This is a genomic window from Sporosarcina sp. FSL K6-5500 (genome assembly GCF_038005665.1).
In the GTDB taxonomy this organism is placed as follows: domain Bacteria; phylum Bacillota; class Bacilli; order Bacillales_A; family Planococcaceae; genus Sporosarcina; species Sporosarcina psychrophila.
In genome coordinates, this window is record NZ_JBBOTP010000001.1 from 2,364,932 (window position 1) to 2,389,110 (window position 24,179).

Here is a 24,179-nt window from a genome sequence, read left to right on the forward strand (position 1 = left end):
TGATTAACCATTTATTTGCATAAAACACTGGTGAATAGGGCTTAGAAAAATCCGTTTTCACTGAATCATTTCCGGTTCGCTTTCGGCAAACTATTCACGACACATTTACCATGAGGCAAGTGTGGCTAGAAGTGACTCTGTCACTTCTAGCCACACTTTTTTCGGTAATCCTGTTGTGAATACAAGTAGCGCCCAGTAGGTGATCATGTTATTCACTGGTGATTTTTGATTAATCAATAGACGTGGGAAAATAGTTATATAAATCGAGTGAAGGCATCCCCTAGCGCAGTAGTGAATTTAATGGAATATTTTATTACCACATATCTAGACAATAATAAAAAGGGCTATCCAGGAATCCAAGTGCATTGGATTTCCAGGGACAGCCCTTTTCTATATATATTGAAAGGACGCATTAGGCACTAATTATAGTTGCGTCAAAATAATTGGTTCGCCTTTTGTGACGATAATTGTATGTTCGATTTGAGCCACAAGAGATTTGTCTGGTGTAATGAACGTCCAGCCATCCCCTGATTCAATAATATGCTCTGCTTTTTCAGAGATAAACGGTTCAACTGCCAGAACCATTCCTTCTTTCAGAAGCGTCTTATCCCAAGCGTCATAATAATTGAGTACATGCGAAGGTTCTTCGTGCAACGCTTTACCGATGCCGTGGCCAGTCAAGTTTTTGATGACTTTTAAGCCATTTTCTTTTGCCTCGCGTTCAACTGCTTTACCAATTTGGTTTAAGCTTGAACCTGCTTTAACTTTCGTCATTGCACGTTCAAATGCACTCTTAGCCACATCACATAATTGTTGTTTCTTTTTATCGGGTGTACCGACAACAAATGAAATGCCAGTGTCAGCAAAATAACCATTGTAGGAACCTGAGACGTCAATATTAACGAGATCTCCATCTTCTATGACGCGGGAACCAGGCATGCCATGGGCAACTTCACTGTTGACGCTGATGCATGTAAATCCAGGGAAATCATATTCTGCGATAGGACCTGAAATTGCACCTTTTTCTTCGAATAGGCGACCGCCGATGTCATCAATTTCTTTCGTCGTTTTACCAGGGACAGTTGCTTCTTTCATCGCTTCCCTGATTTCAGCAACAATTTTGCCGATTTTCTTTAACGCTTCAATTTCCTGTTCAGTCTTTGCAATCATTATGTTCAAATCCTTTCTTCCGTTCATTCTTTTCCATACCATACTATATCATATGGAGCTGAACAAAAAAGCCTACAAACTTAAAAAACGTTTGCAGACTGTCGAATTATTTCTTTGGGATTGTCGTGCTTGTTGCTTTTTTTTCTTTCATTACTTTGCGAACAATCGGATAGACGATAGGCGCCAATTTAATAGCGGTTTTTAATAATTTTCCAATATTCATTACGAATCACTCCTAAACACAGCATTTGTTACTTTTTTCCCGAATAGGTGGTTTTATAAACATTCACTTCAATACTTTAACACCTTGAAACACATTCCAAATTAGAATTGCTATGAGCAAAACTCCATAAACTAGCATGAATAAGACAGGTGTTAATTTCCAAAATCCAAAGTTACCACTAGGCATTACATTCAGGTCGTAGGTAAAGGAAAACATTGAAAAAGAAAAAATGATAAATCCTGCAATAAGAAGTACGACAGGAACAAGATGTGAAACGAGAGAGCGCTTGGCATGGTGTTTTACTTCACGGTCATCCGAAACGAAATAAATAATGACGGGTATAAGTAAAGGGGTGAAGAAGACACTAAAGTAGCATAGGGCGGCTAACAGTTTATTGTTCGACACACGAATCCCTCCATTTTAGTTTAACTATATATATATTGAGTAAATGAATCCCTAGATTAAACTTGGCGAAGAGGCCATACAAGGGTTAACTGGAGCCTGAGATTGGCGGCATCTCCTAGCGCCGCAGCGAATTTAATGGAATTCTTAATTTCAACATATATAGGATAATTATCATCCCTGTTAATCATCTTGCTTATAGGATCCCCATCTTATACAATGAACTAGACAACTAAATTACTGGAACCACAGGGGGAGCCTATTTGGCTGAGATTGGACAGCACGTCCTGACCCTTAGAACCTGTAAGATTATTCTTGCGTAGGAATGTGGATGGAAATTGACATATTCGATGTCCCATCTATTTCGGGATGTCTTTTTTTATGCCCACATCTTTCGCTGAGCTAGGAAAGGGATGAATTAATTTGGATCGGAAAAGACTTCAACTTTTACTTGAAATAGCTATTTTAGGTGCAATTTCATTTGTACTTGATCAGATTGGTTTTAAAATGCCACAGGGTGGCTCGGTTACGCTGTCAATGTTGCCGATTGTTGTCATGGCATTTAGATGGGGGATTGCAGGCGGTATGCTGACTGGCTTCGTCAGCGGGTTATTGCAACTGATGATGGGAGGCTATGTCTTTAATATAATACAGGCTGCCCTTGATTACTTCGTGGCGTACACGTTGGTTGGAGTGGCAGGTGTTACACTTGCATGGCTGTTAAGTAGTAAAGTAAAAGGCAACAAAGGCTCAATGGTTACAGCAATCGTTGTGGGGACAGTTATCGGTGGCCTACTTCGATACTTGATTCACTTCATTGGTGGAATTGTATTTTTTGCATCTTATGCACCTGAGGGACAGCCCGTATGGCTCTATTCACTCGTATACAATGCAAGTTACATGATACCTTCAATAATATTATCAGCAATTGTTGCGTCAATATTATTCACTACAGCACCGCGTCTTTTAGAGAGAAAATAGAAAATCGCCGTTCTGCCCAATGTGGGAGGACGGCGATTTTTTTAAAGGTAAGAAAGTATAAGTTGTTCTACATGGATCGATGTCTAGACTCCAGACGCCAGCCCCCTGGGCCCACACGAAGTGGGTCATGCAGTGGGGAGGGATTGAGCTACATCCCTCCTTGTTGCGACAGGATGTCGCGATTTTAGACTGCCTTCCTTTAATTTCAGTCTTGCCGAAAAGGCAAAGACCGCCTTTGTCTTCAAGTCTTTCAGCGCTTGTCGGGGCTAAACAGCGTCTTGCACTTTTATTTAGGTGTGAATGACTTTCGTCTGAAGAACATGAATCCTGCGATTGTAGCTGCAAGAAATAGGGCTGCGGCAGAGACGAATAGTTCATCAGCACCGTTTTTTACAGTGATACCTATAAATGCCCATATGAAGACAGCACTAAATGCTATATCCGCGTAATGGTATAAAAAATGAAGTGCAATAGCGGTTGCGATAGTCAAGTAGATGACGGTCCATAGCGGGTCACTTAGTCCCCAACCAGACCATTCATGCAAAGTAAGGACGTAACTGATATTTGCAATGGTCGCGACAAAAACCCATCCTAGATAGACAGCAATCGGAACTCTACCATGAATATGACTATTTTTTATAGAATAAGTAAAATAAATGGTTAACAGTGTTAAAAGAAGAAGCAGGTTGATAATAATTGTCCATCCGAAGAAACCAAAATGCCAAAGCAAAATCCAAGTGATATTTAATAGGCAGCTGAGCACAAACAAAACTACCCTCCGATTGAATAATGCATGATTAATGTTTACTGTGTTGCGCATAAAGCCGTATAACCAGATAGCGAGAAGCAGATAAATAACTGCCCAAATTGAAAAGGTATATCCTGCAGGTGTAAATAGTACCGGTAAACTATTAGAGATTTGCCCGGTTGTTTTTCCATTGATAGGCATTATATTCGCAGCTGCATTGACTAGAACGACCGCAATGAGCGAAAAGGTCATAATTATAATTCTAAACATATTTAAATCCTCCTACTGAATAGTATACAGAGGAATGGTGGAACCTGCGAAGGAAAGTATGAACCTTCCGTCACAATTGCATTATTTCGCATACCGAAAATTCATGTTATAATCAAGTTGTGTTTTTAGAAAATTTTGAATGAATTAAGGGGGAATAATAGTGACGCAAAAAACGTATTCTGAAGTATGGGATCTTGACGTTTTCTTTAAAGGTGGAAGTGGATCGACAGAACTACGGACACATTTGGATAGCGTAAAAGAAAAGTTAGGTTCATTAGAAGAAACGGCTTCTGCATTTGAAGTTCCTCAGTCAGCTGGTGCGTCAAAAGAAGTTGTAAACCTTATTGAATCATTAAAAGAGGTTGCACTTGACCTGTCACAGGCAGGTGCCGTTATTGGGTGTTTCCTTGCAGCGGATACAACAGATAAAAAAGCATTGCAACTGCAAGGCGAAACCGGCTCCCTTGGGGCACGTTTTTCTACAATCGGGCTTAAAATCCGACAAACGCTGGCAAAAGCAGATGAGGATACATGGAATGGATTAATGGAATCGGATGAACTGAAGGAATTTGCATTTGTACTGAATGAATGGCGTGAAGAGGTCAACCTGAAACTGTCTGAAGAAGAAGAGAGTTTGATCACGTCGCTAAGCGTAGACGGCTATCATGGGTGGGGACAGTTATACGACATGCTCGTTGGTGACATTAAAATCAAAATCGAATTGGACGGAGAAGAGAAAGAACTTTCCGTTGGGCAGGCAAATAACCTAAGTTCGCATGAGAATGCAGATGTGCGAAAGCGCTCATTTGAAGCGTTGGAAGAAGCTTGGGAAGGAAAAGAGGACTTCTTCGCATCTGCATTAAATCATATTGCGGGTTTTAGGCTTGAAGTATACAAAAAACGTGGTTGGGATTCAGTATTGAAAGAGCCACTCCTCCGAAATAGAATGAGCGAAGAGACACTTGATGCAATGTGGGGAGCAATTGGTGTAAATAAAGCCCCGTTTGTAGAATACTTGCAAGTCAAAGCGAGAATGCTAGGTACTAACAAAATGAACTGGTATGACATTGATGCGCCAGTTACAGCATCAACAAAGAAGATGTCGTATCAAGAAGGTGCAGAATTCATCCTAAAACACTTTGGAGAGTTTGGTCCTGAATTGGAAGCCTTTTCTCGCCAGGCATTTGAAGATAGCTGGATCGAAGCGGAAGATCGCCCGAATAAACGTCCAGGTGGTTTTTGTACGGGTATGCCAGCATCCGAACAATCCCGTATCTTCATGACTTACAGCGGAACAATGTCGAACGTTGCAACACTTGCCCATGAATTGGGTCACGCGTTCCATTCATATGCACTGCGTCCAGTGCATTGGATGAACCGCCAATATGCGATGGGCGTAGCTGAAACGGCATCGACATTTGCAGAGATGATTGTCGCAGATGCTGCTGTAAAAGCCGCGGAAACGAAGGATGAAAAGATTGCATTACTGGAAGATAAAATTCAACGTAGTGTTGCATTCTTTATGAATATCCATGCGAGATTCCTTTTTGAGACGAGATTTTATGAAGAACGAAGAAATGGCATCGTGTCGGCTGAAAGATTGAACGAGTTAATGGCAGAAGCGCAGAAAGAAGCTTACGGAGACGCTCTTAATACGGTACATCCACACTTCTGGGCGTCGAAACTCCATTTCTACATTACGGGCGTGCAATTCTATAATTTCCCGTACACATTCGGCTATTTGTTCTCCCTTAGCATCTATGCAAAAGCTTTAGAAGATGGAGAAGGATTTGAACAGAAATATATGGCGCTTTTACGGGACACTGCGGTTATGAGTGTTGAAGACCTTGCGATGAAGCATCTTGGTGAGGATATTACGAAACAAGAGTTTTGGGCAAAAGGCGTAGCGTTATGCATAAAAGATGTTGAGGAGTTCTTGGAACTTACTTCGGTAAAAGGGTGAATATGAATTGATTTTGCTTGAAGGGCAAACTTGTTATTTACGAATATTGACAGAGGAAGACGCATTTAGCTTCACGGAATTACTTAGCGCTAATAAAGAATACTGGTCTATTTTCGAACCACGGCACGAAAGTAGTTATTTTACCGTGGCTGTCCAAAGAGAGAAAATAAGGGAGTCAATTTATCAAATGCGGGACCGAAGGGAATATAACTTCGGTATCTTCGAAAAGGCAACAAGTAGGCTAATTGGTCATATCTCGCTTTACAGTATTAAAAGACTTCCTTTTTCCAGTGGTTTTGTCGGCTATTCAATCGATGAGCGTGAAACGGGTAGGGGAATTGGTACGGAAGCGGTTCGTCTTGTTACTAATTTTTCATTCGATAAAGTCGCTTTACATCGGATCGAGGCATATGTCTCACCCCGTAATAGCGGCTCGTTAAAAGTACTGGAGAGGTCTGGGTACTTCCAAGAAGGACTGCTGCGCAAACTCCTTTATATCAATGGTGTCTGGGAAGACCATTATATCTACGCTATTGTGGAGGATGATTTTTGAAAGGGTAAGACCGCATTGCGGAAATTAATAGCTAAAATAAAAAGCCGATTCCTGTAAATAGGAATCGGCTTTTGTTTATTTCCCGGGAAATGCGTCGATTTTAATCATTGGAATTGTGCATATAGCCATCTATGATGATATCGAGCTTCCCAGTATTAGGGTGGACGACAAGTCCGTGAACGGCTACTTTTTTGTCCATAAGGGGATGATTTCGTACAGCATCCACACTCATCTTGACGCTTTCCGTCACATCGCCAAACCCATGTAACCAATCTTCCATGTCTACACCGGAGTACTTGAGAGTTTTAAAGATATTTTTATCAATCCCGCGATGGACCATTTTTTCTATAATGAGACCTGTATCGACAGCACTCATTCCACAATCGTGATGCCCGACAATGTAAACTTCATCAGCTTGCAAATCATAAACTGCTACAAGCAAGCTTCTCATAATGCCGCCAAATGGGTGTGTGACGACTGCACCGGCGCTTTTAATAATTTTAGCATCGCCATTTTTTAAGTTCATCGCCTTAGGCAACAACTCAGTCAGTCTTGTATCCATACATGTTAATATTACAATTCGCTTATCGGGAAACTTTGTTGTTGCGTATTGTTCATATTGTTTTTCAGCTACAAATGTATCATTAAAATCAAGTATTTCTGAAAGAATTGTCATCGTATACTCCCATTCTGTAAGTTTTTATTTATCATACTTGAAAATATGTAAAAAGAAAAGAGCTGCCTAAAGGCAACTCTTAGAAGTTTGTGTCTGGTTTTGGATCAATTGTTGAAGAATCGGCGGAAATCATAGCCGAAGACAGAAAGTGCATTGTGAACATAGCTGTTATACCAAGGCAAACCATAAAGCCGATAACTGTAGTGAACATCAAGCCCATATATATGACCCCTCTCAAAATTATTAGTTTAGGTACTATCATCAGTATACAGTAAAAACCCAAATTATTTAAGGGGTTCATGAAATGTTTTACCTAATTGTGACGATTATTAGAAAGCCCAGTTCCCATGGCTGAACACAGGTTCTGAAGAGCCATCATCATTAATTCCATCAATATCCATTTCCCCAGAACCAACCATGAAGTCGACATGTGTGATACTTTGGTTTAAACCATGTTTTACAAGCTCTTCACGTGCCATCGTTTTGCCACCCTCAATACAAAATGAATAGGCACTGCCGAGCGCAAAATGATTCGATGCATTTTCATCGAACAATGTATTATAGAAAAGCAGACCCGATTGGGAAATCGGTGAAGCATGTGGAACAAGTGCGACTTCACCAAGATGTTTTGCACCTTCATCTGTATCAATTAGACGTTGCAAGACTTCTTCACCTTGTTCGGCTGAAATCTCAGTTACTCGTCCATCTTTAAATGTTAATTTGAAGTTATCGATGATATTTCCACCATAGCTTAACGGTTTTGTGCTTGATATAAAGCCGTTGACGCCCGTTTTTAGAGGGACAGTGAATACTTCCTCTGTTGGCATATTAGCCATGAAAGTATCTCCCTTCTCATTGACGCTACCGGCTCCACACCACAAGTGACCTTCGGGCAATTCAACAATCAGGTCAGTACCTGGCGCTTTGTAATGAAGTTTGCGGTATCTTTTGTTATTTAAGTAATCGACTTTGGCATGCAGATGGTTGTCATGATTGATCCACTCTTGCACTGGGTCTTGCTTGTCTGTACGTACTGCTTTAAAAATTGCAGTCCAAAGTGCCGAAATCTGTTCTTCTTCTGGGAGCTCTGGGAACACTTTTGCTGCCCATGCTTTTGAAGGGGTGGCGATGACTGTCCAGCTGATTTTATCAGACTGTACATACTGCCGATATTTGTCGAGTGCCTGTCCAGTGGCTTTTTGTGAGTCGGCAATGCGCGATGGCTCAATTCCTTTTAATAAGTCAGGACTTTGGGACACGATACTCATGAATGCAGCACCTTTTTCTGCAAGTGTTTCGCGTTCCATTACTTTCCATTCAGGGAATTCAGCAAAAGAATCAGCTGGAGCTTTTTCATAACGCAGTCGGGAAATCGTGTCATCGGACCAATCAACAAATACTTGACGTGCACCCGCATCATAAGCTTTTTCAGTTACAAGACGGACAAATTCCGTTGTTTCTGTTGAAGCACTGATATAAAGGTATTGATTTGGTTGAATATTGACCCCAACCTTTACTGCAAGTTCAGCATAGCGGGATAATTGTTTTTCGAAAGTAGACATAAATAAAAACTCCTTCCTCTATCTTCTATAATAGTACCAATTTATAGGCCCGGCCTGCAACGTCAAATGTATTGAAAAAGTTAATCTTCATCTCCACGGATTGTTAGTTTAGCCATTAGGGTTTTTACAGGATAAATTGTGACAGTATGAAAACTTGCATATATTTATTACTTCTGTTCACCTAAAGAATAGGCCGGAGATGCCGAAATAAGAAGAAGAATGGAATACTTGGAGGGTCAACTTATGGATTTATCAACAGTAATTGGTCTAGTATTAGGGTTTGTTGCACTTCTTGTCGGTATGACGATGAAAGGTGTCCCGGTAGATAGCTTATTTAATATGGCAGCTATACTAATAATAATTGTAGGAACACTTGCAGCTGTTATCATTGCATTTCCAATGAATGAATTAAAACGTGTACCTAAATTATTTGGCGTACTTTTTAAAGAACAGAAACTTGCTTCCGATTCCGATATTATCCGTATGTTTTCGAGTTGGGCAGATATTGCGCGACGTGAAGGATTATTATCGCTTGAAGCAAAAACTGATGAAATTAATGATCCGTTTTTGAAAAATGGATTGGGCCTCGCAATTGATGGGCAAAATGCCGATTATATTCGTGATGTGTTAAGTGAAGAAGTGGAGGCCATGGAAGATCGGCATTCTGCCGGAGCACAAATATTCTCACAGGCGGGCACGTACGCGCCGACACTAGGGGTTCTCGGGGCAGTCGTAGGTCTGATTGCAGCACTTGGGAATTTGAATGATATCGATGCGCTTGGTCATGCGATTTCGGCAGCTTTTATTGCGACATTGCTTGGTATTTTTACTGGATATGTACTTTGGCATCCATTTGCGAATAAATTAAAACGTAAATCGCACGAAGAGGTCAGACAGAAGAAAATGATGATTGAAGGGGTCCTCTCCGTTCTTGAAGGGGAAGCACCGCGCATTATTGAGCAGAAGCTGTCTTCTTATCTATCTGCGGAAGAACGCCGAAAGCTAGCTGTTACAAACAATAGTGATAAGGGGGCTGGGGAGTTTGTCGAAGAGACGTAAGAGAAAAAAGGATGACCATCATATAGATGAGTCGTGGCTTTTGCCATACTCCGACCTTATGACTCTTCTTCTCGCGTTATTCATCGTGCTATTTGCCTCAAGCTCGGTAGATGAATTCAAACTTAAACAGATGTCAGCGGTGTTCAGTGAAATATTTGATAGTGGACAAGGTGTGATGGATAATGCGGCGCCTACACCTGTGCCGATACCGAAGGATTCGGTTGGTAGCAACGATGAGAATACATCCTATATAGAAGATCAGAAGTCACTTGGTGAAATCCAGGATAGAGTAGATGAGTATATTGCGGTGAATGAACTGGAGAATCAGTTCGAAACCAAACTGACGGATGAAGGGTTATTAGTGACAATTAGAGACAGTATCCTCTTTAGTCCAGGAATGGCAGATATCAATCCTGAATATATAGGGATTGCAGATGATATTGCGGAACTTCTTGTTTTTGACCCACCTCGTCATATCGTCGTCACTGGCCACACGGATAATGTTCCGATTGGAAATGCTCAATTTCAATCGAACTGGGAGCTTAGTGTAATGAGAGCGGTGAATTTCTTGAAAAGTATTGTGAGAAATGAAGAGATCAATCCACTTTTATTCAGTGCGAAAGGATACGGCGAGTTTCAGCCAATCGAATCAAATGAAACAGCTGATGGAAGAAGTAAAAATCGTCGGGTAGAAGTATTGATCCAGCCACTTGTACTAGAAGATGGAACTGCATTTGAATAAATTTATCCAAAGAAAAAAGATTCATCGGTAAATTCATACCGGTGAATCTTTTTTGATTGCTTAACTTCTTAGCGTACCAAGTTCAGCTGCAATTGCCTGCATTTCATTTGGTGTAATGTTAGTGCGTTTCATGACCATTTTGTACATATAGTGCAAGTCATCATATTTAGATGTGCTGAAATTCTCCGGATTCATAGCGGCTGAATTAACCATACGAAGTTTTTCTGTAATTTTGTCGATCATATAAGAAACATTTTCTGGTGTTGGGTTAGATAAATCCATAGTATAGTCCACCTTTCGATAAGCTTTGGACCTATCATTTCATTATTCTCCCGGACTGTCAAATAGAATTGGAAATCAACCTCGTTTTGCTGCTTCTCTTTCCTCTTTGAGTTTTGCATTGAAGCGTTTTGTTTCAAAGACGATGACCCCAGATAACCCGAGAAGTCCAATTAAGTTTGGTATTGCCATGAGTCCGTTCATTACGTCAGCGAATAACCAAACAGCATCAAGAGTTGCTGTAGCACCAACAAAGATGACTCCAATAAATACAATACGGTAGTAGATTAGAACTTTAGGATTCGGGAATAGGTATTGGAAACACTTCTCGCCGTAATAAGCCCAACCGAAAATTGTTGATGTTGCAAAGAATATTAATCCGATTGCAACAACAATCGGCCCAGCACCTCCAAGGAACTCGCCGAAGGCGGCAGCTGTGAGAGAGCCGGCTTCAATGCTCTTGTCTTTCCACATGCCAGACATGACGATTGTTACCCCGGTAATTGAACAGATGATTAGGGTATCGAATAATACTTGTGTCATGGAAACGAGTGCTTGACGACCTGGTAAGTCTGTTCTAGCTGCAGCAGCAGCAATCGGAGCAGATCCAAGACCTGCCTCATTGGAGAAGAGACCACGTGCTACCCCGAAACGGATTGCCGCACCGATTGCGCCCCCAACAGCTGCTTCACCAGTAAACGCAAATTTGAATATCGTTGCAAAAGCTTCTGGAATCAAGTTGAAGTTCAAAATCATTACGATTAAACCTGCTATTAAATAGAAACCTGCCATAACCGGGACGAAAAACGATGTAACCTTACCAATCGTTTTAATGCCTCCAATAATAACCATTCCGCCTAAGACAACAAGAACAAGTCCTGTAATCCAATGGGGAACACTAAACGTTGAATTCAAGACATCGGCAACTGCTTTCGATTGTGTTCCGTTACCGATTCCAAATGCTGCAATCGCGCCAAAAATAGCGAATAAGACGCCGAGCCATTTCATTTTCAGACCGTGTTCAAGATAGTACATTGGTCCGCCCGCCATTTGTCCATTGGCATCCTTGACCCGATATTTAACTGCAAGAATTGCTTCTCCATATTTTGTAGCCATCCCGAAGAATCCGGCCATCCACATCCAGAACACAGCGCCTGGACCACCAAAGTAAATTGCTGTTGCAACTCCGACGATGTTCCCCACGCCGACTGTGGCGGCCATCGCTGTCATCAGTGCCTGGAAGTGAGAAATATCACCTTCTGATGTTTTATCCTGATTTCTTGAGAAAACGAGTTTTAGTGCATAAGGCAACATACGTATTTGAATAAGTCCTAGTCTTAATGTTAAAAAGATACCTGTTCCGACGAGAAGGATAAGCAAAGGCGGTCCCCAAATAAATCCGCTGGCCTTATCCAAAAAAGCTGTTAATCCATCCATTTCATTACCCCCAAGTAATTTATTTTTCGTGAACCCCTATTCCCTTTTAGCTCACATCCTCTCAGTCTCTCTAATTCGTCATCCCTATTGTCAATATTCCGAAAATTATCATCATTCGTCAAGCTTTATTTTTTAAATTCGACAATTTGTTTGTATTTCCTTTAGCTGGGGTATAATTGTATATGCGAAAGAGTTTGAATTGGAGGGCTTATAATGGGTAATAGCAAATTTGGTACGTTTATTATTGTTGGTGCACTTACGGGTGCGGTTGTAAGTATGTTCGATCGGAGTACGCGGAAACATATCGTAAAGAAATCAAATAATTGTATATCGGAAATGAAGTATTATGCGAAAAATACTGATGTGCTAAGATGGAAATTGGAAGAGAAGAAAGACAAGTATAAGTCTATCTTTGAACAACTATCGGACGATGCATCATATATTAAAGCACAAGTAGAAGAGTTAAAAGCACTTACGCCACAAGTTAAAGGTTTAGTCATGGACACAAAGGATGCATTTGTTGAATCGAAAGATGAATACAAGTCAATTGTTAGTGAAACACCATAGGAATATAGTGTCGGTTTTAAAAGTAAACTGTATTGAAAGGGGTGACGAAAGTTTGAAGAATGATGAACGTTCAACACCTACACCGATCCAAGAAGAGAAAACTAGCAAGTATAAGGAGAAGATGGATGGCTTTATGGCAGACTCCGCAGCCATGAAGTTTTTGGATGATGTAAAAGAAGGTGAACTTGAGCAATTTGATGTCACGACAACAAATGGATTTTTCAAAGAACTGCTTGTCCGGATAAAAAAAGTCGACGTGACGGGCATTGGCTCGCAACTCGCCTTCTTTTTCCTTTTGTCCCTTTTTCCCCTACTAATCTTTATAATGACATTGTTACCTTATCTAAACTTTAACCAAGCGGAAGTTCTCTTATTGATTCGAGACTATGCACCAGAGAGCGTTGCTACGCTAATCGAGGACACATTAAAAGAAATCTTGCAAAACCGCAATGGTGGTTTACTATCATTTGGGATACTTGCGACGGTGTGGTCAGCATCTAAAGGAATGAACGCACTGACGAAAGCTTTGAACCGATCTTATTTTACGGAGGAATCACGTTCGTTCATCGTGGCCCGCGGTATGTCGGTTGTCTTTACTATCTTACTCGTCGCCGTGTTGGTAGTCGCCCTTGTATTACCAGTGTTCGGGCAACAGATTGGCGTACTAGTATTCTCTTATATGGGACTTGAAGATGGATTCATCACTTTGTGGGGTAGTCTGCGCTGGGTATTGCCGCCTGTACTAATCTTCTTCGTGTTTTCACTTATTTATTGGCTGGTACCTAACTTAAAAATTCACTTTATAAGTGTGCTGCCAGGAGCATTATTTGCTACGGTAGGCTGGATTCTGACATCATTTGGATTCTCATATTATGTCAATAACTTCGGAAGCTATTCGGGTACATATGGTAGTATCGGAGCAATTATTGTATTAATGATGTGGTTATATTTCTCAGCTATTATTCTGATACTGGGAGGACAGCTGAATGCCGTCACATTTGAGAGGACTCAGTTGAAAAGAGCAAAAGCAAAAAGCAATGCAGTCATGTAACAATGACGCATTGCTTTTTTTCTATATATGTTGAACGAGTGAATACCTATATAAACGGAGCGAAGGCGCCTTACAAGGGGATCTCTATTCCAATTATATCGTTAGATAGAGATATAAATGAATTATTCAATGTGATTCAGCATCCTAAGCCCGTTTAAAATGACAAGGATAGTGCTACCTTCGTGGCCGATAACGCCAAGCGGCAGATCAACGACTTGCAGGAAGTTTGAAACAATTAACACCAAAATGATTGAAATGGAGAACAAGACATTCTGTTTCACAATCCGCTGCATTTTACGAGATAACTTGATGGCATAAGAGATACGTCTCAAGTCATTTTGCATTAGAACGATATCGGCTGTTTCAAGTGCAACATCGGTACCTTCACCCATTGCGATACCTGATGTTGCGGTAGCAAGTGCAGGTGCATCATTGATCCCGTCACCGACCATACCTACGTTTTTGTAGTCGATCAGGAGGCGTTTCAAATGATGGACTTTCATTTCCGGCAGACATTCTGCAACGTATGAATCGAGTCCGGCCTGTTTCGCAATAGCGGCAGCAGTTTTTTCATTATCACCTGTTAACATGATTGTTAAAATACCTGATTTTTTCAATTGTGTGATGGCCTCGATGGCCTCGGGGCGCAACGAATCTCTTAGTGCTGCCGCAGCGATAATACCTTTATCATCTCTCATGAAGATAATTGTTTTACCTTCATCGGCAAGAGAGAGGGCGACGCCTTGCTGAAATTCCTCTGTCAATTCTTTGCCGACAAAACGTGGATTTCCAACGAGAAATTCTTGTGTATCAATAATTGCCCGGATACCGTGGCCAGGTACATCTTTAATGTGAAGATTTCGGTCTAAGGTTATTCCTTTATTGACCGCATATTTTGTAATCGCGACAGCAAGTGGATGATTCGATTGGGATTCAATACTTGCAAGTATCGTTAGTGTTGCATCTGGATCTGCGCCATCACGTACATAGAAGTCTGTGACAATTGGTTTACCGTTCGTTAAAGTACCGGTTTTATCAAAAGCAATCGCTTTAAGTGAACCCAAATGCTCTAGATGGACACCACCTTTGAATAGAACGCCTTTCTTTGCTCCGTTAGAGACCGCGGCAAGTGTCGCTGGCATAATAGATGCGACTAGCGCACAAGGAGATGCAACGACGAGCAGGACGATTGCCCGATAGAGCGTAGTCATCCAATCCCATCCAAACAAATAATGAGGCACAACCATCATGATTAGCACCATGATGATAACGGCTTTTACATACGTTCCTTCAAATCGTTCTATAAATTGCTGTGAAGGTGATTTCTCGCTTTGGGCACTTTGAACAAGTGTAATGATTTTTTGGAAAAGTGTTTCAGAACTAGGCTTTGTCATTTTTATTTGGATAGCACCGCTTAAATTGACTGTACCGGCGAATAGTTCGTCGCCGATTTCTTTTGTGACGGGAATGGATTCTCCATTAACGGCAGACATATCGATGGAAGAAACACCAAAAGTGATATTCCCGTCGACCGGAACCCTTTCACCTGGTTTGACGAGTAGAATGGATCCGACCATTAGGGAAGAGGTCGCCACTTTAATAGCAGTACCATCTTCTTGAAGGAGCCACGCCTCTTCAGGCTGTAATTCCATAAGTGCGGAGATTTCCTTATGGCTTTTATTTAGCGTGTAGCTTTCAAGCGCACCACTGAGTGCAAATATGAAAATAAGGACCGCTCCCTCCGCCCAGTATCCAATAAATGCAGCACCGATTGCTGCGAACACCATTAGCATCTCGACATTCAGTTCCTTGTCGTTAATCGTATCTTCAATACCTTCCTTCGCTTTGGCGAATCCACCTATAAAAAAGGCGGTGATATAGAGGGGGACAGAAAGGGTTTCCAATCCGTACTTACCACTTATCCAAGCTGTAAGAATTAGTGCACCTGATAGAATCGCAGCAATCAGTTCAAGATGTGCTGGCCATGTTATAGCTTCTTTTGGCTGTTGTTCAGTGAGAGTAGTCACAGTTATTACCTCCTAATTGATAATGATAGTCAATTTCAAATGGCTCATTAAAGTATGAAAGTCGGTTCCCATTGATGGGAACCGACTAATGTTGATAGATGATAATTGATATCATTTGATAATTATTATTGTTAATAAGTATAGTATATCCAACTGGAAAAGAAATAGATACTATTTTGTATTGAAGGTTGGGATGAGGGAGTTAGTAGTTAGTGAGGCTTACCGCAGATTATTCTAGTTCTGTCGTCCAGTTCGGTGGATTGGTCATAGAGTTTTTAGACTGTCGTATAGATTTCCGCAAGTTCGCTCTACTTCACGGACTATTAACCAACGTCTAATTAAAAAAAGGCATCTTATGCCGGGATTACTCCGACATTAAGATGCCTTACTCAATTAGCTAAAAACTTTTTCTTTAAACTGAGACAGTTTTTCAAGCGAAGACTTGTCGACATCAGCATGCAAGCTGTTGCCGTGCGAGTCCATCGTCACAACTGCGGTGAAATCTTTAACGCGCAGATGCCACATTGCTTCAGGGATACCGAATTGAAGAAGGTCGACACCCTCGACTGCTTTAATACAGTCGGCATAATATTGCGCAGCACCACCAATTGCATTTAAGTAGACGCCGCCATGTTCTTCTAAAGCCGCCAACGTTTTCGGACCCATACCGCCTTTACCGATAACAGCACGCACTCCGAATTTTTTCATGATGTCGCCTTGATATGGTTCTTCACGTGCTGATGTTGTGGGTCCCGCAGCTTTGATTTCATAACTACCATCTTCATTTTTCATCACAACCGGGCCACAATGATAAATGATTTGTCCATCAAGATCGATAGGTGAGTCATTTTCTGATAAGTATTTATGGATCGCATCACGACCTGTATACATCATTCCGCTGATTTTAACAACATCGCCGACATTTAAATCACGGATCTGTTCTTCTGAAATTGGGGCCATGAGCTCGACAGTACGTGCAGTTTGTTTCGCTTCATCTTGATTATTATCATCTTGTGCGAAAGCAATTTTTTCTCCATCATTGTAATGCCAGTTCGTAATATTACCAGATCCAGCATCGATATCCACAGCCATTCGGCGGTATGCCCAACAGTTATATGCTACAGAAACATAGAAGCTTGCAGGGATCCGGTGCATGACGCCAATTTTACAACCGAGGAGGGTAACCTCGCCACCGAAGCCCATTGTACCGATGCCGAGTTTGTTTGCTGATTCCAGGACATATTCTTCAAGGTCAGCAAGTTTCGGATTCGGATTTAGGTCGTCTACTTCGCGGAAAAGTTGGTCTTTCGCAAGTTCGTAGCCCGAAGCGCGGTCTCCGCCGATTCCGACGCCAATGAAACCCGCAGAACACCCTTGCCCTTGGGCTTGATAAACAGAGTGTAAAATACATTTACGGATGCCATCAAGATCGCGTCCAGCACGACCAAGTCCGTCGAGTTCTGCAGGTAGGCTATATTGAATGTTTTTATTCTCACAGCCGCCGCCTTTTAGAATCAGTTTCACTTCGATATGATCTTGTTCCCATTGTTCAAATTTCACAACGGGGACACCTGTACCAAGATTATCTCCGCTATTATCACCCGTCAGTGAGTCGACAGAGTTTGGACGGAGTTTAGTGTCTTTTGTGGCTTGTACAATTGCGCGCTTAACAGCGGCCTTGATTTCAATTTGGTTGACTCCGACTGGTGTTTTGATTTTAAATGTTGGCATGCCGGTATCCTGGCAGATTGGCGACATTTTTTCATCAGCCATATTGATGTTTTTTGTAATCGTCTCAAGACTCATTGCTGCTCGTGTACCGGCATCTTCTAGCTCTTTTGCTGCAAGGATTTTTCGACGCACATCTTTTGGAAGATTCGTGGAAGTTTCGCAGATGAGATCATACATGCTTTTTTCAAGTTGTTCTATGTACATTCTCGATTTCCCCCTGTAGTTATAGCCTGTTACTTATCTAATTTGATTTTTTCCATCTGTTCTTCAAGGTCGTCTAGCAAACTTATTAGCTGATCGATTTCCTGAAGGTCAGCTGTTTCTGGTTCAATTGTATCCAGCGTTTCAAGAAATTGATGAAGCCTAGTTTTTAATCCTTCAACATGTCCGTTATTTTGTGCTTTGTCCAATCCGTACACCTCTTTTCATTAGTATAAGCGTAAACGAAAAAACGGAATTTATCAATGAAGGGGAATAGAACCTTTTCAAGTAGTTGAATATTCTTTTTAACATAATCTTTACAATACATAATCTATGTGCTATGATTCATTTAATCAAACGAAAGGGAGGATGACGGTAAGGGTAATCACAACGGAAACCAAGGAGGTTGAGAACTTTAATTAAAAAAAAGAAAGCTCAACAATGTAGGTATCGTTATACCCAAATTTAGTCCTGTGGAGGTGGAGTCTCAAAAAAATACAGACAGCGTTAGTGATTGCTTGAATGTAAATGTGAGAAGTAAACATAAAATTATAGAAAGGTAGCGAGAACAGGTTAAAGACGAAGTGAAAGAATTTAAGAAGGAGGGGATTCGTAAGTGTCCGCTGGCAGTGTGCCAGGAGACTAATACGACTTATGCAGATGGAAAGTGAAGGTTCAATTCATACGTAAAGGCTCAGCCGTAATCTGACAAACAGATATGGACTGGGCCTTTATATTTTTTTGCGTAATCACCGTTTTCATGTGCTAAAATTATACAATGATCTTTAAAGCAGGGAGCGGTTATTCATGGATACTTTTTCACAACAAGAGAAGCGCCGTTTTTGGATACTTGTTATTATTGTCTCGATTTCTGGATTTTCACAAGGCATGCTGTTGCCGCTTATTTCGGCCATCTTCGAAAAGGATGGCATTTCGAGTTCAATGAATGGTTTGAATGCTACGGGTTTATACATAGGAACGTTACTTGTTTCACCGTTTATGGAGGCGCCGCTCCGGCGTTTTGGCTATAAGCCAATTATTGTTGGGGGCGGGATGCTTGTTTTTATATCGTTACTGCTGTTCCCATTATGGAAAAGCGTCGTGTTTTGGTACGTACTTAGGTTGTTTATTGGCATCGGGGACCATGCACTTCATTTTTCAACTCAAACATGGATTACTAGTTTTTCACCGCAACAAAGATTGGGTCGCAATATTGCGATTTATGGTTTGTCATTCGGCGTCGGATTTGCGGCGGGTCCCTTATTCGCGCCACTTGTCAATGTGTTTGAAGGCTTACCGTTCATTGTATCGGGATTACTGTGCATGCTTGCATGGTCGCTAGTCTTCATGCTGAAAAATGACTTCCCGGATATTATGAAAGGAAAGTCCGATAATGAACGACTTTCCGCACGTTTTAAAGGAACGATGGCTGTTGCTTGGCTTGCTTTTCTAGGGCCATTTGGATACGGTTTTCTTGAGTCAACACTTAACGCGATGTATCCGGTATATGCGCTCAGAAATGGCATTGAATTTACATCTGTAACAATTATTCTCGCCACATTTTCTGTAGGAGGGATTATTTCTCAGTTACCTCTTGGTATGCTATCCGATAAGATAGGAAGAAGACCTGTCTTTCTTGCTGCACTCGGAGGTGGATCAATCTCGTTTTTCATCGCAAGTACTATGGAAACATCTATAACTGCTGTTATAGTTATGTTTTTCGTTGCTGGACTTTTTTCAGGTTCTATTTTTTCCCTTGGTATTTCGTACATGTCCGATTTGACACCGAAGCATCTGTTACCGACGGGGAACTTGTTATGCGGAATTTTCTTTAGCTTAGGCAGTTTGACAGGTCCATTTCTGGGTGGTCTCTTCCTAGAGTTTGATGCCGGGTTTAGTTTCCTACTGCTGATTTCATTGTTTTTGGCTGTGTTGTTCGTTGTTTCTTTTATTGGGAAACTGAAGCAACGCCCGATTGCAGCATAAGAAAAAGCGTCCAATAATGGACGCTTTTTCTAAGCTTGGGAAACTATAAAATCACGTACTGTGGATAAGCTGCGTTCCTTATCAGGCGCCTTACGCATTTGTTACGTCTAGACTCCAGCGCCTAGAGGCTCGGGTCATAAGTCGGTCCGGCTGTGCGGCAAAGAACGCCGCTTACGCCAGCCCGTCTTATGCCTGTCGCAGGCCTACAGGATGTAGGTCATGCAGCTGTTGCCACAGGAAGTGGCGCCCTTAAGCTGCGTTCCTTATTAGGCGCTTGCGCTTTTGTTTTTACCTCAAAATCGAGTTGACGTTTTCGTATTCCAAAACAAGATCGTCAAGCGTTTGGAAAGTATAACCTGCTTTCTTGGCGTCTTGGATAAAGGAAGGTAAAGCTTGTGCGTTATCAGGCGAAACTGTGTGCATTAGAATGACGGCGCCGGGATGTAGCTGTTTCATTAGTTCACCATAAGCAAAGTCACGACCTTTGGGTTTGTCGACATACCAGTCAATGAATGCGACTGACCAGAAAATATGCCTGTATCCGAGTTCGTTGCCTTTGGCGAGGACTTTGTCATTGAATACGCCTTCAGGGGGCCTAGTGTAGTATGTCCGTTCGAGTCCGGTTACTTCATTCAACAGTTTGTCGAAATTAGTCCATTCTTCTTCCATTCTCTGTTCGGATAGATTGGCCAAGTTCGGGTGTCCATACGTATGGTTGCCGATTCCGTGGCCTTCCGCAATCATCCGTTTGACGAGGGGAAGAGCACTTTTTAAGTAATGTCCCGTGAGAAAGAATGTCGCCGGAGCGTCCTCTTTTTTCAATGTATCTAAAATACTTTCCGTATAGCCGTTTTCATAGCCGTTATCGAACGTCAAATAGACAATTTTTTCGTCAGGCTTTCCTTTATAAATGGCCCCATGTTTATCGAGCATTGAATCAAGTGCAGCGCCAGCACTAGGCTGGATACCACCTGTAGCTTTCTTGAAGCCCCAATGGAATTCATCTGCCTTAGCTGAAAATGGGTTAAAAACAAATCCTACCAATACAATAAATGTCGCTAATAAAATACCTGGCCCATGTTTTTTTATCATCAAAAACGCACCTTTCCTTTTAGGGTAGGATGCGCTGATGAAGCCGAACTATACGTCTTTATTGTACAAATCATTTAGTGCAGACTCTAGCGTCGGAAATTGAAATTTAAAACTGTTGTTCAGTAGTTTTTCGGGTAAGACATGCTGACCTTCTAGAACGAGTGCGCTTTTTTTACCAAGCACTATTTTCATTATGAATGAAGGAACTGGTATCCAGTGTGGTCTATGTAACACTGAACCGATTGTTTTACCGAAGTACTTCATTCGTTTGGGAAAGGGTGATGTGACGTTTACGGGTCCGTATATATGTGGATTGCTGAGTGTAAAAGCAATTGCATGTGCAACATCTTCTATATGCACCCAAGATACCCACTGATTGCCCGTGCCGACTGGTCCGCCCGCAAATAATTTGTACGGCAGTACCATAAGTGGCAATGCTCCACCGTCTATTCCGAGTATGACCCCGAATCTCATAAATACGACGCGTATACCCTCGGATTCGACTGATACTGCTTTCTTTTCCCAGTCTGTTACAGTCTGACCGAGAAAGTCGTCCGCATAATCGAGTGATTCTTCCGTGTAAACATTATCTTCCGATGCGGGATAAATGCCAATTGCGCTAGCGTTTACAAGTACAGCCGGTTTTGTTTGCAAAGCGGAGATGATACGTAGTAATTCATCGGTTGCTTCCATTCGACTTGCGTAGATTTGTTTACGATGTTCAGCGGTCCAACGCCCCTCGTTGATGGATACGCCGGCAAGGTTGACGAAGGCATCAGCTGAAATAATTTCATTTTCCGGATAGGTATCTTCCTGAAGCCATTTAACGTATTTTATATTGCCATCAATCTTACTATCTTTTCTGGATAAAATGATGATTTCATGGCCTTCATTCAATAAAGTATCCGTTAATTTCTGTCCGACAAAACCAGATCCACCTGCAATGACGATTTTCATTTTCCGACACCCCCATTAGGATTCTATACCCTATATTGAGACCAATTAAGCTGAAGCACAAGGACGGAACATGTATACTAAAAAGAAAGCAAGGGAGGCGTGTTAAAAGTGCCTGTTATTACTAAAATATCACAACAGAAAAAAGATCTCGAACGATACAATATTTTCCTAGATGAAAAGTATGCATATAGTGTCCACGAATCGGTGCTTGTCAAATTCGGTTTAACGAAAGGGATGGCCCTTGAAGACTGGTCGATTGACGAGATGGTCTATGAAGATGAGATCCGGAAAGCATTCAACCGAGCACTCCATTATCTTGGGTTCAGAATGCGCAGTGAGTTTGAAGTGAAGAAAAAACTTTTGGAATTAGGATATGGGGAAGCAATTGTACTAGAAGCACTCGTGAAGTTGAAAAACCTTGGATTTCTAAATGATGAAACCTATTCAGATGCACTTCTTCAAACACGGAAAGATTCATCTGGTCAAGGTCCCAAAGCAATTCAGCAAGAGATGCATAAAAGAGGGATAGGGAAGGAACTACAGATCAAAGTGCTTGAATCTTATTCGGAAGATGAACAGCTTAAAATCGCAACGAAACTTGCAGAGAAGACAGCGAATTCAAACCGCTCTGTAGCCCCAGCTCAATTAAAACAAAAAATCCAAAATGCATTGCTTCGAAAAGGGTATTCCTTCGACCTTATTAAACAAGCACTTGCGACTATTAATTTCGAGCGCGAGGAAGATGAATGGACATCCATCGCCGATTCAATAGGAGAGAAAGCATGGCGTCGCTATAGCTCGAAATTTAGTGGAAGGACCTTGAATGACAAAGTAAAACAGGCGATGTATCAAAAGGGTATCCCATTTGAGCAAATTGATCATTTCATTGATAAAAAGGAGAATGAAGAAGATGGAGATTGAAAAAAAATATAGTGCAATGACAGAACATGAATTACGTACAGAAATCGGACGACTGCGTGAAAAAGCGCGCAAAGCCGAACAATTGGGCATCCTTAATGAGTATGCGGTGTACCAACGAAAAATGGTTATGGCACAATCTTATCTAATTGACCCAAGTACAATTGTGCCTGGTGAAATGTATCGGATTGACGGGGACGAAGGAATGTTTTTTCAAGTCGACTACTTAAAAGGACGTTTTGCCTGGGGTTACAGACTTGGGGGCGAACGTGCAGATGAGGCGCTACCGATTGCCATGTTAAAATCAGTAAAAGAAGGTAAATAAGAAAAGCGTAAGGCGCCGTTTAGCCCCGACAAGTAGGAGGGATGCAGTTCAATCCCTCCCTGCTGGAAGTCTTGATGATAAAGGCGTACTTTGCCTTTTCAGCGAGACTGAAGCGACTCGAGGGGCTGGCGTCTGGAGTCTAGACATCAATCCATGTAGAGAATAGAGAAACTTGTATTTACTTACCTTCGTGTCATGAGTTAGGTGCAAAGTTGAGTTTTTTGCGTAACTTATCTTCGGAGAAAATCCATCCTGTATATGAATTGATGACGTTCAGTTCCTTGTCAATATGTGCAACAGCAACAAATGGGTAATAGCCTTTGCTACGATAACGAAGATCAATTAAGCGTACTTCACAGATGTCATCGATGTAGGTAATAGACCATCTGTAAATGGGTGAAAATGATGTGAAAGCTTTAATGTTTTTATCGCCCATTGCCACATCAATTTCAGGGGATTTTGGCATAGGTTCCCGTTTAAAGCGATCGTAAATATTAACAGATCTACCGTAAGCGCGTCCAACATAGTGGCACTCTTTTGATGAAGCAGCTATTCTCCATTGGAAAAAGCGCATTGTCGGTGCGATAATAATTTCCGTCGCATCGGGGACCGTATAAAAGACGGCTTTTTTAACGGCCGATTTGACCGCAAATCGCAATAAATAATAAAAGAATATTATTACGTATGTCGTCAAAATCGTATAGACCGGATTTACCCCCATTGCCCAAATAATTAGCGCGATGGCGTGTAATATGAAAATAATTGGATCGAATGTGTTAATGACTCCGATGGCGACCCACTTGTTGGAAAATGGTCGTAATGCCTGCGTTCCATAGGAATTGAAGATGTCGACAAAGACATGTAGAAAGACGGCTAAAAAGGTCCAAGCCCATACATGTAAGAAGTTGGCTTCTGGGACGATAAGCGACATAAGTATTGTAATAAGTAGCGGCCATAATAATACCGCGGGAATCGAATGTGTAATCCCTCTGTGATGCCGTATGTAGACAGCGTTATTTCTCAATTTTAATACGGTATCGATATCCGGGATAAGTGAACCGACAATAACACTTGCAACGACGGCACCCAGTGTCGCACTATCAGCTAAAACGACAGGATCCGCCAGAGCGAGGCCGCCAAGTGCGACACCCATAACAATATGTGTTCCAGTATCCAAATTATCACTCCTTTTACCTAAACAGTCGTGCCAAGCATTGGATTGACTTTTTTAATCACCCCTCGGAGTGATTAAGCCCAGA

Annotated in this window: 24 protein-coding genes and 1 riboswitch; of the genes, 10 read left to right on the forward strand and 14 right to left on the reverse strand. The window is 41.6% G+C overall.

From position 1 onward, the window contains the following. Positions 1-423 precede the first annotated feature (423 nt). The 3 genes from map to MKX62_RS11115 all read right to left on the reverse strand — a co-directional run bounded on the left by map (position 424) and on the right by MKX62_RS11115 (position 1,798). Entirely contained in the window at positions 424-1,170 is a 747-nt protein-coding gene (gene map, locus MKX62_RS11105; protein WP_340741415.1) for a type I methionyl aminopeptidase, read from the reverse strand. A gap of 106 nt (positions 1,171-1,276) precedes the next feature. Then, a complete protein-coding gene (locus tag MKX62_RS11110; protein ID WP_338653596.1) occupies positions 1,277-1,393 on the reverse strand; it encodes a hypothetical protein in 117 nt (38 codons plus the stop codon). A 63-nt stretch (positions 1,394-1,456) separates the two neighbouring features. Further along, positions 1,457-1,798 (reverse strand): DUF4870 domain-containing protein, encoded by a 342-nt coding sequence (locus tag MKX62_RS11115; protein ID WP_340741416.1) that lies wholly within the window; start codon positions 1,796-1,798, stop codon positions 1,457-1,459. Positions 1,799-2,036: 238 nt separating this feature from the next. After that, positions 2,037-2,138: riboswitch (TPP riboswitch) on the forward strand. Positions 2,139-2,218: 80 nt separating this feature from the next. On the opposite strand from MKX62_RS11115, the gene thiT reads away from it, so the two are divergent. After that, positions 2,219-2,776, forward strand: a complete 558-nt coding sequence (gene thiT, locus MKX62_RS11120; protein WP_187046640.1) for an energy-coupled thiamine transporter ThiT — start codon at positions 2,219-2,221, stop codon at positions 2,774-2,776. Between the two features lie 286 nt (positions 2,777-3,062). Here the strand turns inward: thiT and MKX62_RS11125 are convergent, their stop codons facing one another. Further along, complete coding sequence (locus tag MKX62_RS11125; protein WP_067205754.1) at positions 3,063-3,794, reverse strand: tryptophan-rich sensory protein; 732 nt, start codon at positions 3,792-3,794, stop codon at positions 3,063-3,065. A gap of 160 nt (positions 3,795-3,954) precedes the next feature. Here MKX62_RS11125 and MKX62_RS11130 point away from each other — a divergent pair, with 160 nt between their 5' ends. Both MKX62_RS11130 and MKX62_RS11135 read left to right on the forward strand, forming a co-directional pair. Next, on the forward strand, positions 3,955-5,757 hold the full coding sequence (locus MKX62_RS11130; protein ID WP_338653595.1) for a M3 family oligoendopeptidase: 1,803 nt from the start codon (positions 3,955-3,957) through the stop codon (positions 5,755-5,757). Positions 5,758-5,764: 7 nt separating this feature from the next. Continuing rightward, on the forward strand, positions 5,765-6,310 hold the full coding sequence (locus MKX62_RS11135; RefSeq protein WP_067205759.1) for a GNAT family N-acetyltransferase: 546 nt from the start codon (positions 5,765-5,767) through the stop codon (positions 6,308-6,310). A 100-nt stretch (positions 6,311-6,410) separates the two neighbouring features. On the opposite strand, the gene MKX62_RS11140 is transcribed toward MKX62_RS11135, so the two are convergent. Together MKX62_RS11140 and MKX62_RS11145 are read right to left on the reverse strand one after the other, a co-directional pair. Further along, entirely contained in the window at positions 6,411-6,986 is a 576-nt protein-coding gene (locus tag MKX62_RS11140) for a beta-class carbonic anhydrase (protein ID WP_067205761.1), read from the reverse strand. Between the two features lie 329 nt (positions 6,987-7,315). Further along, entirely contained in the window at positions 7,316-8,548 is a 1,233-nt protein-coding gene (locus MKX62_RS11145) for an aminopeptidase (protein WP_067205763.1), read from the reverse strand. 243 nt (positions 8,549-8,791) lie between these two features. Between MKX62_RS11145 and motA the strand changes: the two genes are divergently transcribed. After that, entirely contained in the window at positions 8,792-9,607 is an 816-nt protein-coding gene (motA, locus tag MKX62_RS11150; protein ID WP_187046644.1) for a flagellar motor stator protein MotA, read from the forward strand. Continuing rightward, positions 9,591-10,349, forward strand: coding sequence for a flagellar motor protein MotB (gene motB / locus MKX62_RS11155; protein ID WP_187046645.1), 759 nt, complete (start codon positions 9,591-9,593; stop codon positions 10,347-10,349). The genes motA and motB overlap by 17 nt, the downstream gene beginning before the upstream one ends. 60 nt (positions 10,350-10,409) lie before the next feature. Here motB and MKX62_RS11160 read toward each other — a convergent pair whose 3' ends face one another. Together MKX62_RS11160 and MKX62_RS11165 are read right to left on the reverse strand one after the other, a co-directional pair. Next, positions 10,410-10,631 (reverse strand): DUF1128 domain-containing protein, encoded by a 222-nt coding sequence (locus tag MKX62_RS11160; protein WP_338653591.1) that lies wholly within the window; start codon positions 10,629-10,631, stop codon positions 10,410-10,412. Between the two features lie 75 nt (positions 10,632-10,706). Then, entirely contained in the window at positions 10,707-12,065 is a 1,359-nt protein-coding gene (locus MKX62_RS11165) for an alanine/glycine:cation symporter family protein (protein ID WP_067205774.1), read from the reverse strand. Between the two features lie 213 nt (positions 12,066-12,278). On the opposite strand from MKX62_RS11165, the gene MKX62_RS11170 reads away from it, so the two are divergent. Both MKX62_RS11170 and MKX62_RS11175 read left to right on the forward strand, forming a co-directional pair. Next, positions 12,279-12,632, forward strand: coding sequence for a YtxH domain-containing protein (locus tag MKX62_RS11170; RefSeq protein WP_340741417.1), 354 nt, complete (start codon positions 12,279-12,281; stop codon positions 12,630-12,632). Positions 12,633-12,684: 52 nt separating this feature from the next. Continuing rightward, complete coding sequence (locus tag MKX62_RS11175; protein WP_335339514.1) at positions 12,685-13,683, forward strand: YihY/virulence factor BrkB family protein; 999 nt, start codon at positions 12,685-12,687, stop codon at positions 13,681-13,683. 122 nt (positions 13,684-13,805) lie between these two features. Here MKX62_RS11175 and MKX62_RS11180 read toward each other — a convergent pair whose 3' ends face one another. From MKX62_RS11180 to MKX62_RS11190, 3 genes are all read right to left on the reverse strand, one after another. Then, a complete protein-coding gene (locus MKX62_RS11180) occupies positions 13,806-15,710 on the reverse strand; it encodes a heavy metal translocating P-type ATPase (protein ID WP_340741418.1) in 1,905 nt (634 codons plus the stop codon). A 393-nt stretch (positions 15,711-16,103) separates the two neighbouring features. Beyond that, positions 16,104-17,645 carry a fumarate hydratase gene (locus MKX62_RS11185; RefSeq protein WP_067205783.1) on the reverse strand — a complete coding sequence of 514 codons (1,542 nt, stop codon included), beginning with the start codon at positions 17,643-17,645 and terminating at the stop codon, positions 16,104-16,106. A 29-nt stretch (positions 17,646-17,674) separates the two neighbouring features. Continuing rightward, entirely contained in the window at positions 17,675-17,851 is a 177-nt protein-coding gene (locus tag MKX62_RS11190) for an SE1561 family protein (protein ID WP_187046647.1), read from the reverse strand. Positions 17,852-18,449: 598 nt separating this feature from the next. Between MKX62_RS11190 and MKX62_RS11195 the strand changes: the two genes are divergently transcribed. Further along, the gene (locus MKX62_RS11195) at positions 18,450-19,628 is read left to right on the forward strand and encodes an MFS transporter (RefSeq protein WP_067205786.1); all 1,179 of its coding nucleotides are present in this window, start codon (positions 18,450-18,452) and stop codon (positions 19,626-19,628) included. Between the two features lie 288 nt (positions 19,629-19,916). Here MKX62_RS11195 and MKX62_RS11200 read toward each other — a convergent pair whose 3' ends face one another. Continuing rightward, positions 19,917-20,720 carry a polysaccharide deacetylase family protein gene (locus MKX62_RS11200; RefSeq protein WP_340741419.1) on the reverse strand — a complete coding sequence of 268 codons (804 nt, stop codon included), beginning with the start codon at positions 20,718-20,720 and terminating at the stop codon, positions 19,917-19,919. Between the two features lie 48 nt (positions 20,721-20,768). Further along, positions 20,769-21,677, reverse strand: coding sequence for a TIGR01777 family oxidoreductase (locus MKX62_RS11205; RefSeq protein WP_340741420.1), 909 nt, complete (start codon positions 21,675-21,677; stop codon positions 20,769-20,771). Between the two features lie 108 nt (positions 21,678-21,785). Here MKX62_RS11205 and recX point away from each other — a divergent pair, with 108 nt between their 5' ends. Both recX and MKX62_RS11215 read left to right on the forward strand, forming a co-directional pair. After that, on the forward strand, positions 21,786-22,598 hold the full coding sequence (gene recX, locus MKX62_RS11210) for a recombination regulator RecX (RefSeq protein ID WP_340741421.1): 813 nt from the start codon (positions 21,786-21,788) through the stop codon (positions 22,596-22,598). Beyond that, a complete protein-coding gene (locus MKX62_RS11215; RefSeq protein ID WP_149582467.1) occupies positions 22,588-22,920 on the forward strand; it encodes a YfhH family protein in 333 nt (110 codons plus the stop codon). The genes recX and MKX62_RS11215 overlap by 11 nt, the downstream gene beginning before the upstream one ends. Before the next feature lie 193 nt (positions 22,921-23,113). Here MKX62_RS11215 and MKX62_RS11220 read toward each other — a convergent pair whose 3' ends face one another. Further along, on the reverse strand, positions 23,114-24,097 hold the full coding sequence (locus tag MKX62_RS11220) for a metal-dependent hydrolase (protein WP_340741422.1): 984 nt from the start codon (positions 24,095-24,097) through the stop codon (positions 23,114-23,116). Positions 24,098-24,179 lie beyond the last annotated feature (82 nt).

Excerpts from the sequence above, each read along its gene's own strand:
- map (WP_340741415.1), bottom strand. The coding sequence starts at position 1,170 with ATGATTGCAAAGACTGAACAGGAAATTGAAGCGTTAAAGAAAATCGGC.
- MKX62_RS11110 (WP_338653596.1), bottom strand. The coding sequence starts at position 1,393 with ATGAATATTGGAAAATTATTAAAAACCGCTATTAAATTGGCGCCTATC.
- MKX62_RS11125 (WP_067205754.1), bottom strand. The coding sequence starts at position 3,794 with ATGTTTAGAATTATAATTATGACCTTTTCGCTCATTGCGGTCGTTCTA.
- MKX62_RS11140 (WP_067205761.1), bottom strand. The coding sequence starts at position 6,986 with ATGACAATTCTTTCAGAAATACTTGATTTTAATGATACATTTGTAGCT.
- MKX62_RS11145 (WP_067205763.1), bottom strand. The coding sequence starts at position 8,548 with ATGTCTACTTTCGAAAAACAATTATCCCGCTATGCTGAACTTGCAGTA.
- motA (WP_187046644.1), top strand. The coding sequence starts at position 8,792 with ATGGATTTATCAACAGTAATTGGTCTAGTATTAGGGTTTGTTGCACTT.
- MKX62_RS11160 (WP_338653591.1), bottom strand. The coding sequence starts at position 10,631 with ATGGATTTATCTAACCCAACACCAGAAAATGTTTCTTATATGATCGAC.
- MKX62_RS11165 (WP_067205774.1), bottom strand. The coding sequence starts at position 12,065 with ATGGATGGATTAACAGCTTTTTTGGATAAGGCCAGCGGATTTATTTGG.
- MKX62_RS11170 (WP_340741417.1), top strand. The coding sequence starts at position 12,279 with ATGGGTAATAGCAAATTTGGTACGTTTATTATTGTTGGTGCACTTACG.
- MKX62_RS11185 (WP_067205783.1), bottom strand. The coding sequence starts at position 17,645 with ATGTACATAGAACAACTTGAAAAAAGCATGTATGATCTCATCTGCGAA.
- MKX62_RS11195 (WP_067205786.1), top strand. The coding sequence starts at position 18,450 with ATGGATACTTTTTCACAACAAGAGAAGCGCCGTTTTTGGATACTTGTT.
- MKX62_RS11200 (WP_340741419.1), bottom strand. The coding sequence starts at position 20,720 with ATGATAAAAAAACATGGGCCAGGTATTTTATTAGCGACATTTATTGTA.
- MKX62_RS11205 (WP_340741420.1), bottom strand. The coding sequence starts at position 21,677 with ATGAAAATCGTCATTGCAGGTGGATCTGGTTTTGTCGGACAGAAATTA.
- MKX62_RS11215 (WP_149582467.1), top strand. The coding sequence starts at position 22,588 with ATGGAGATTGAAAAAAAATATAGTGCAATGACAGAACATGAATTACGT.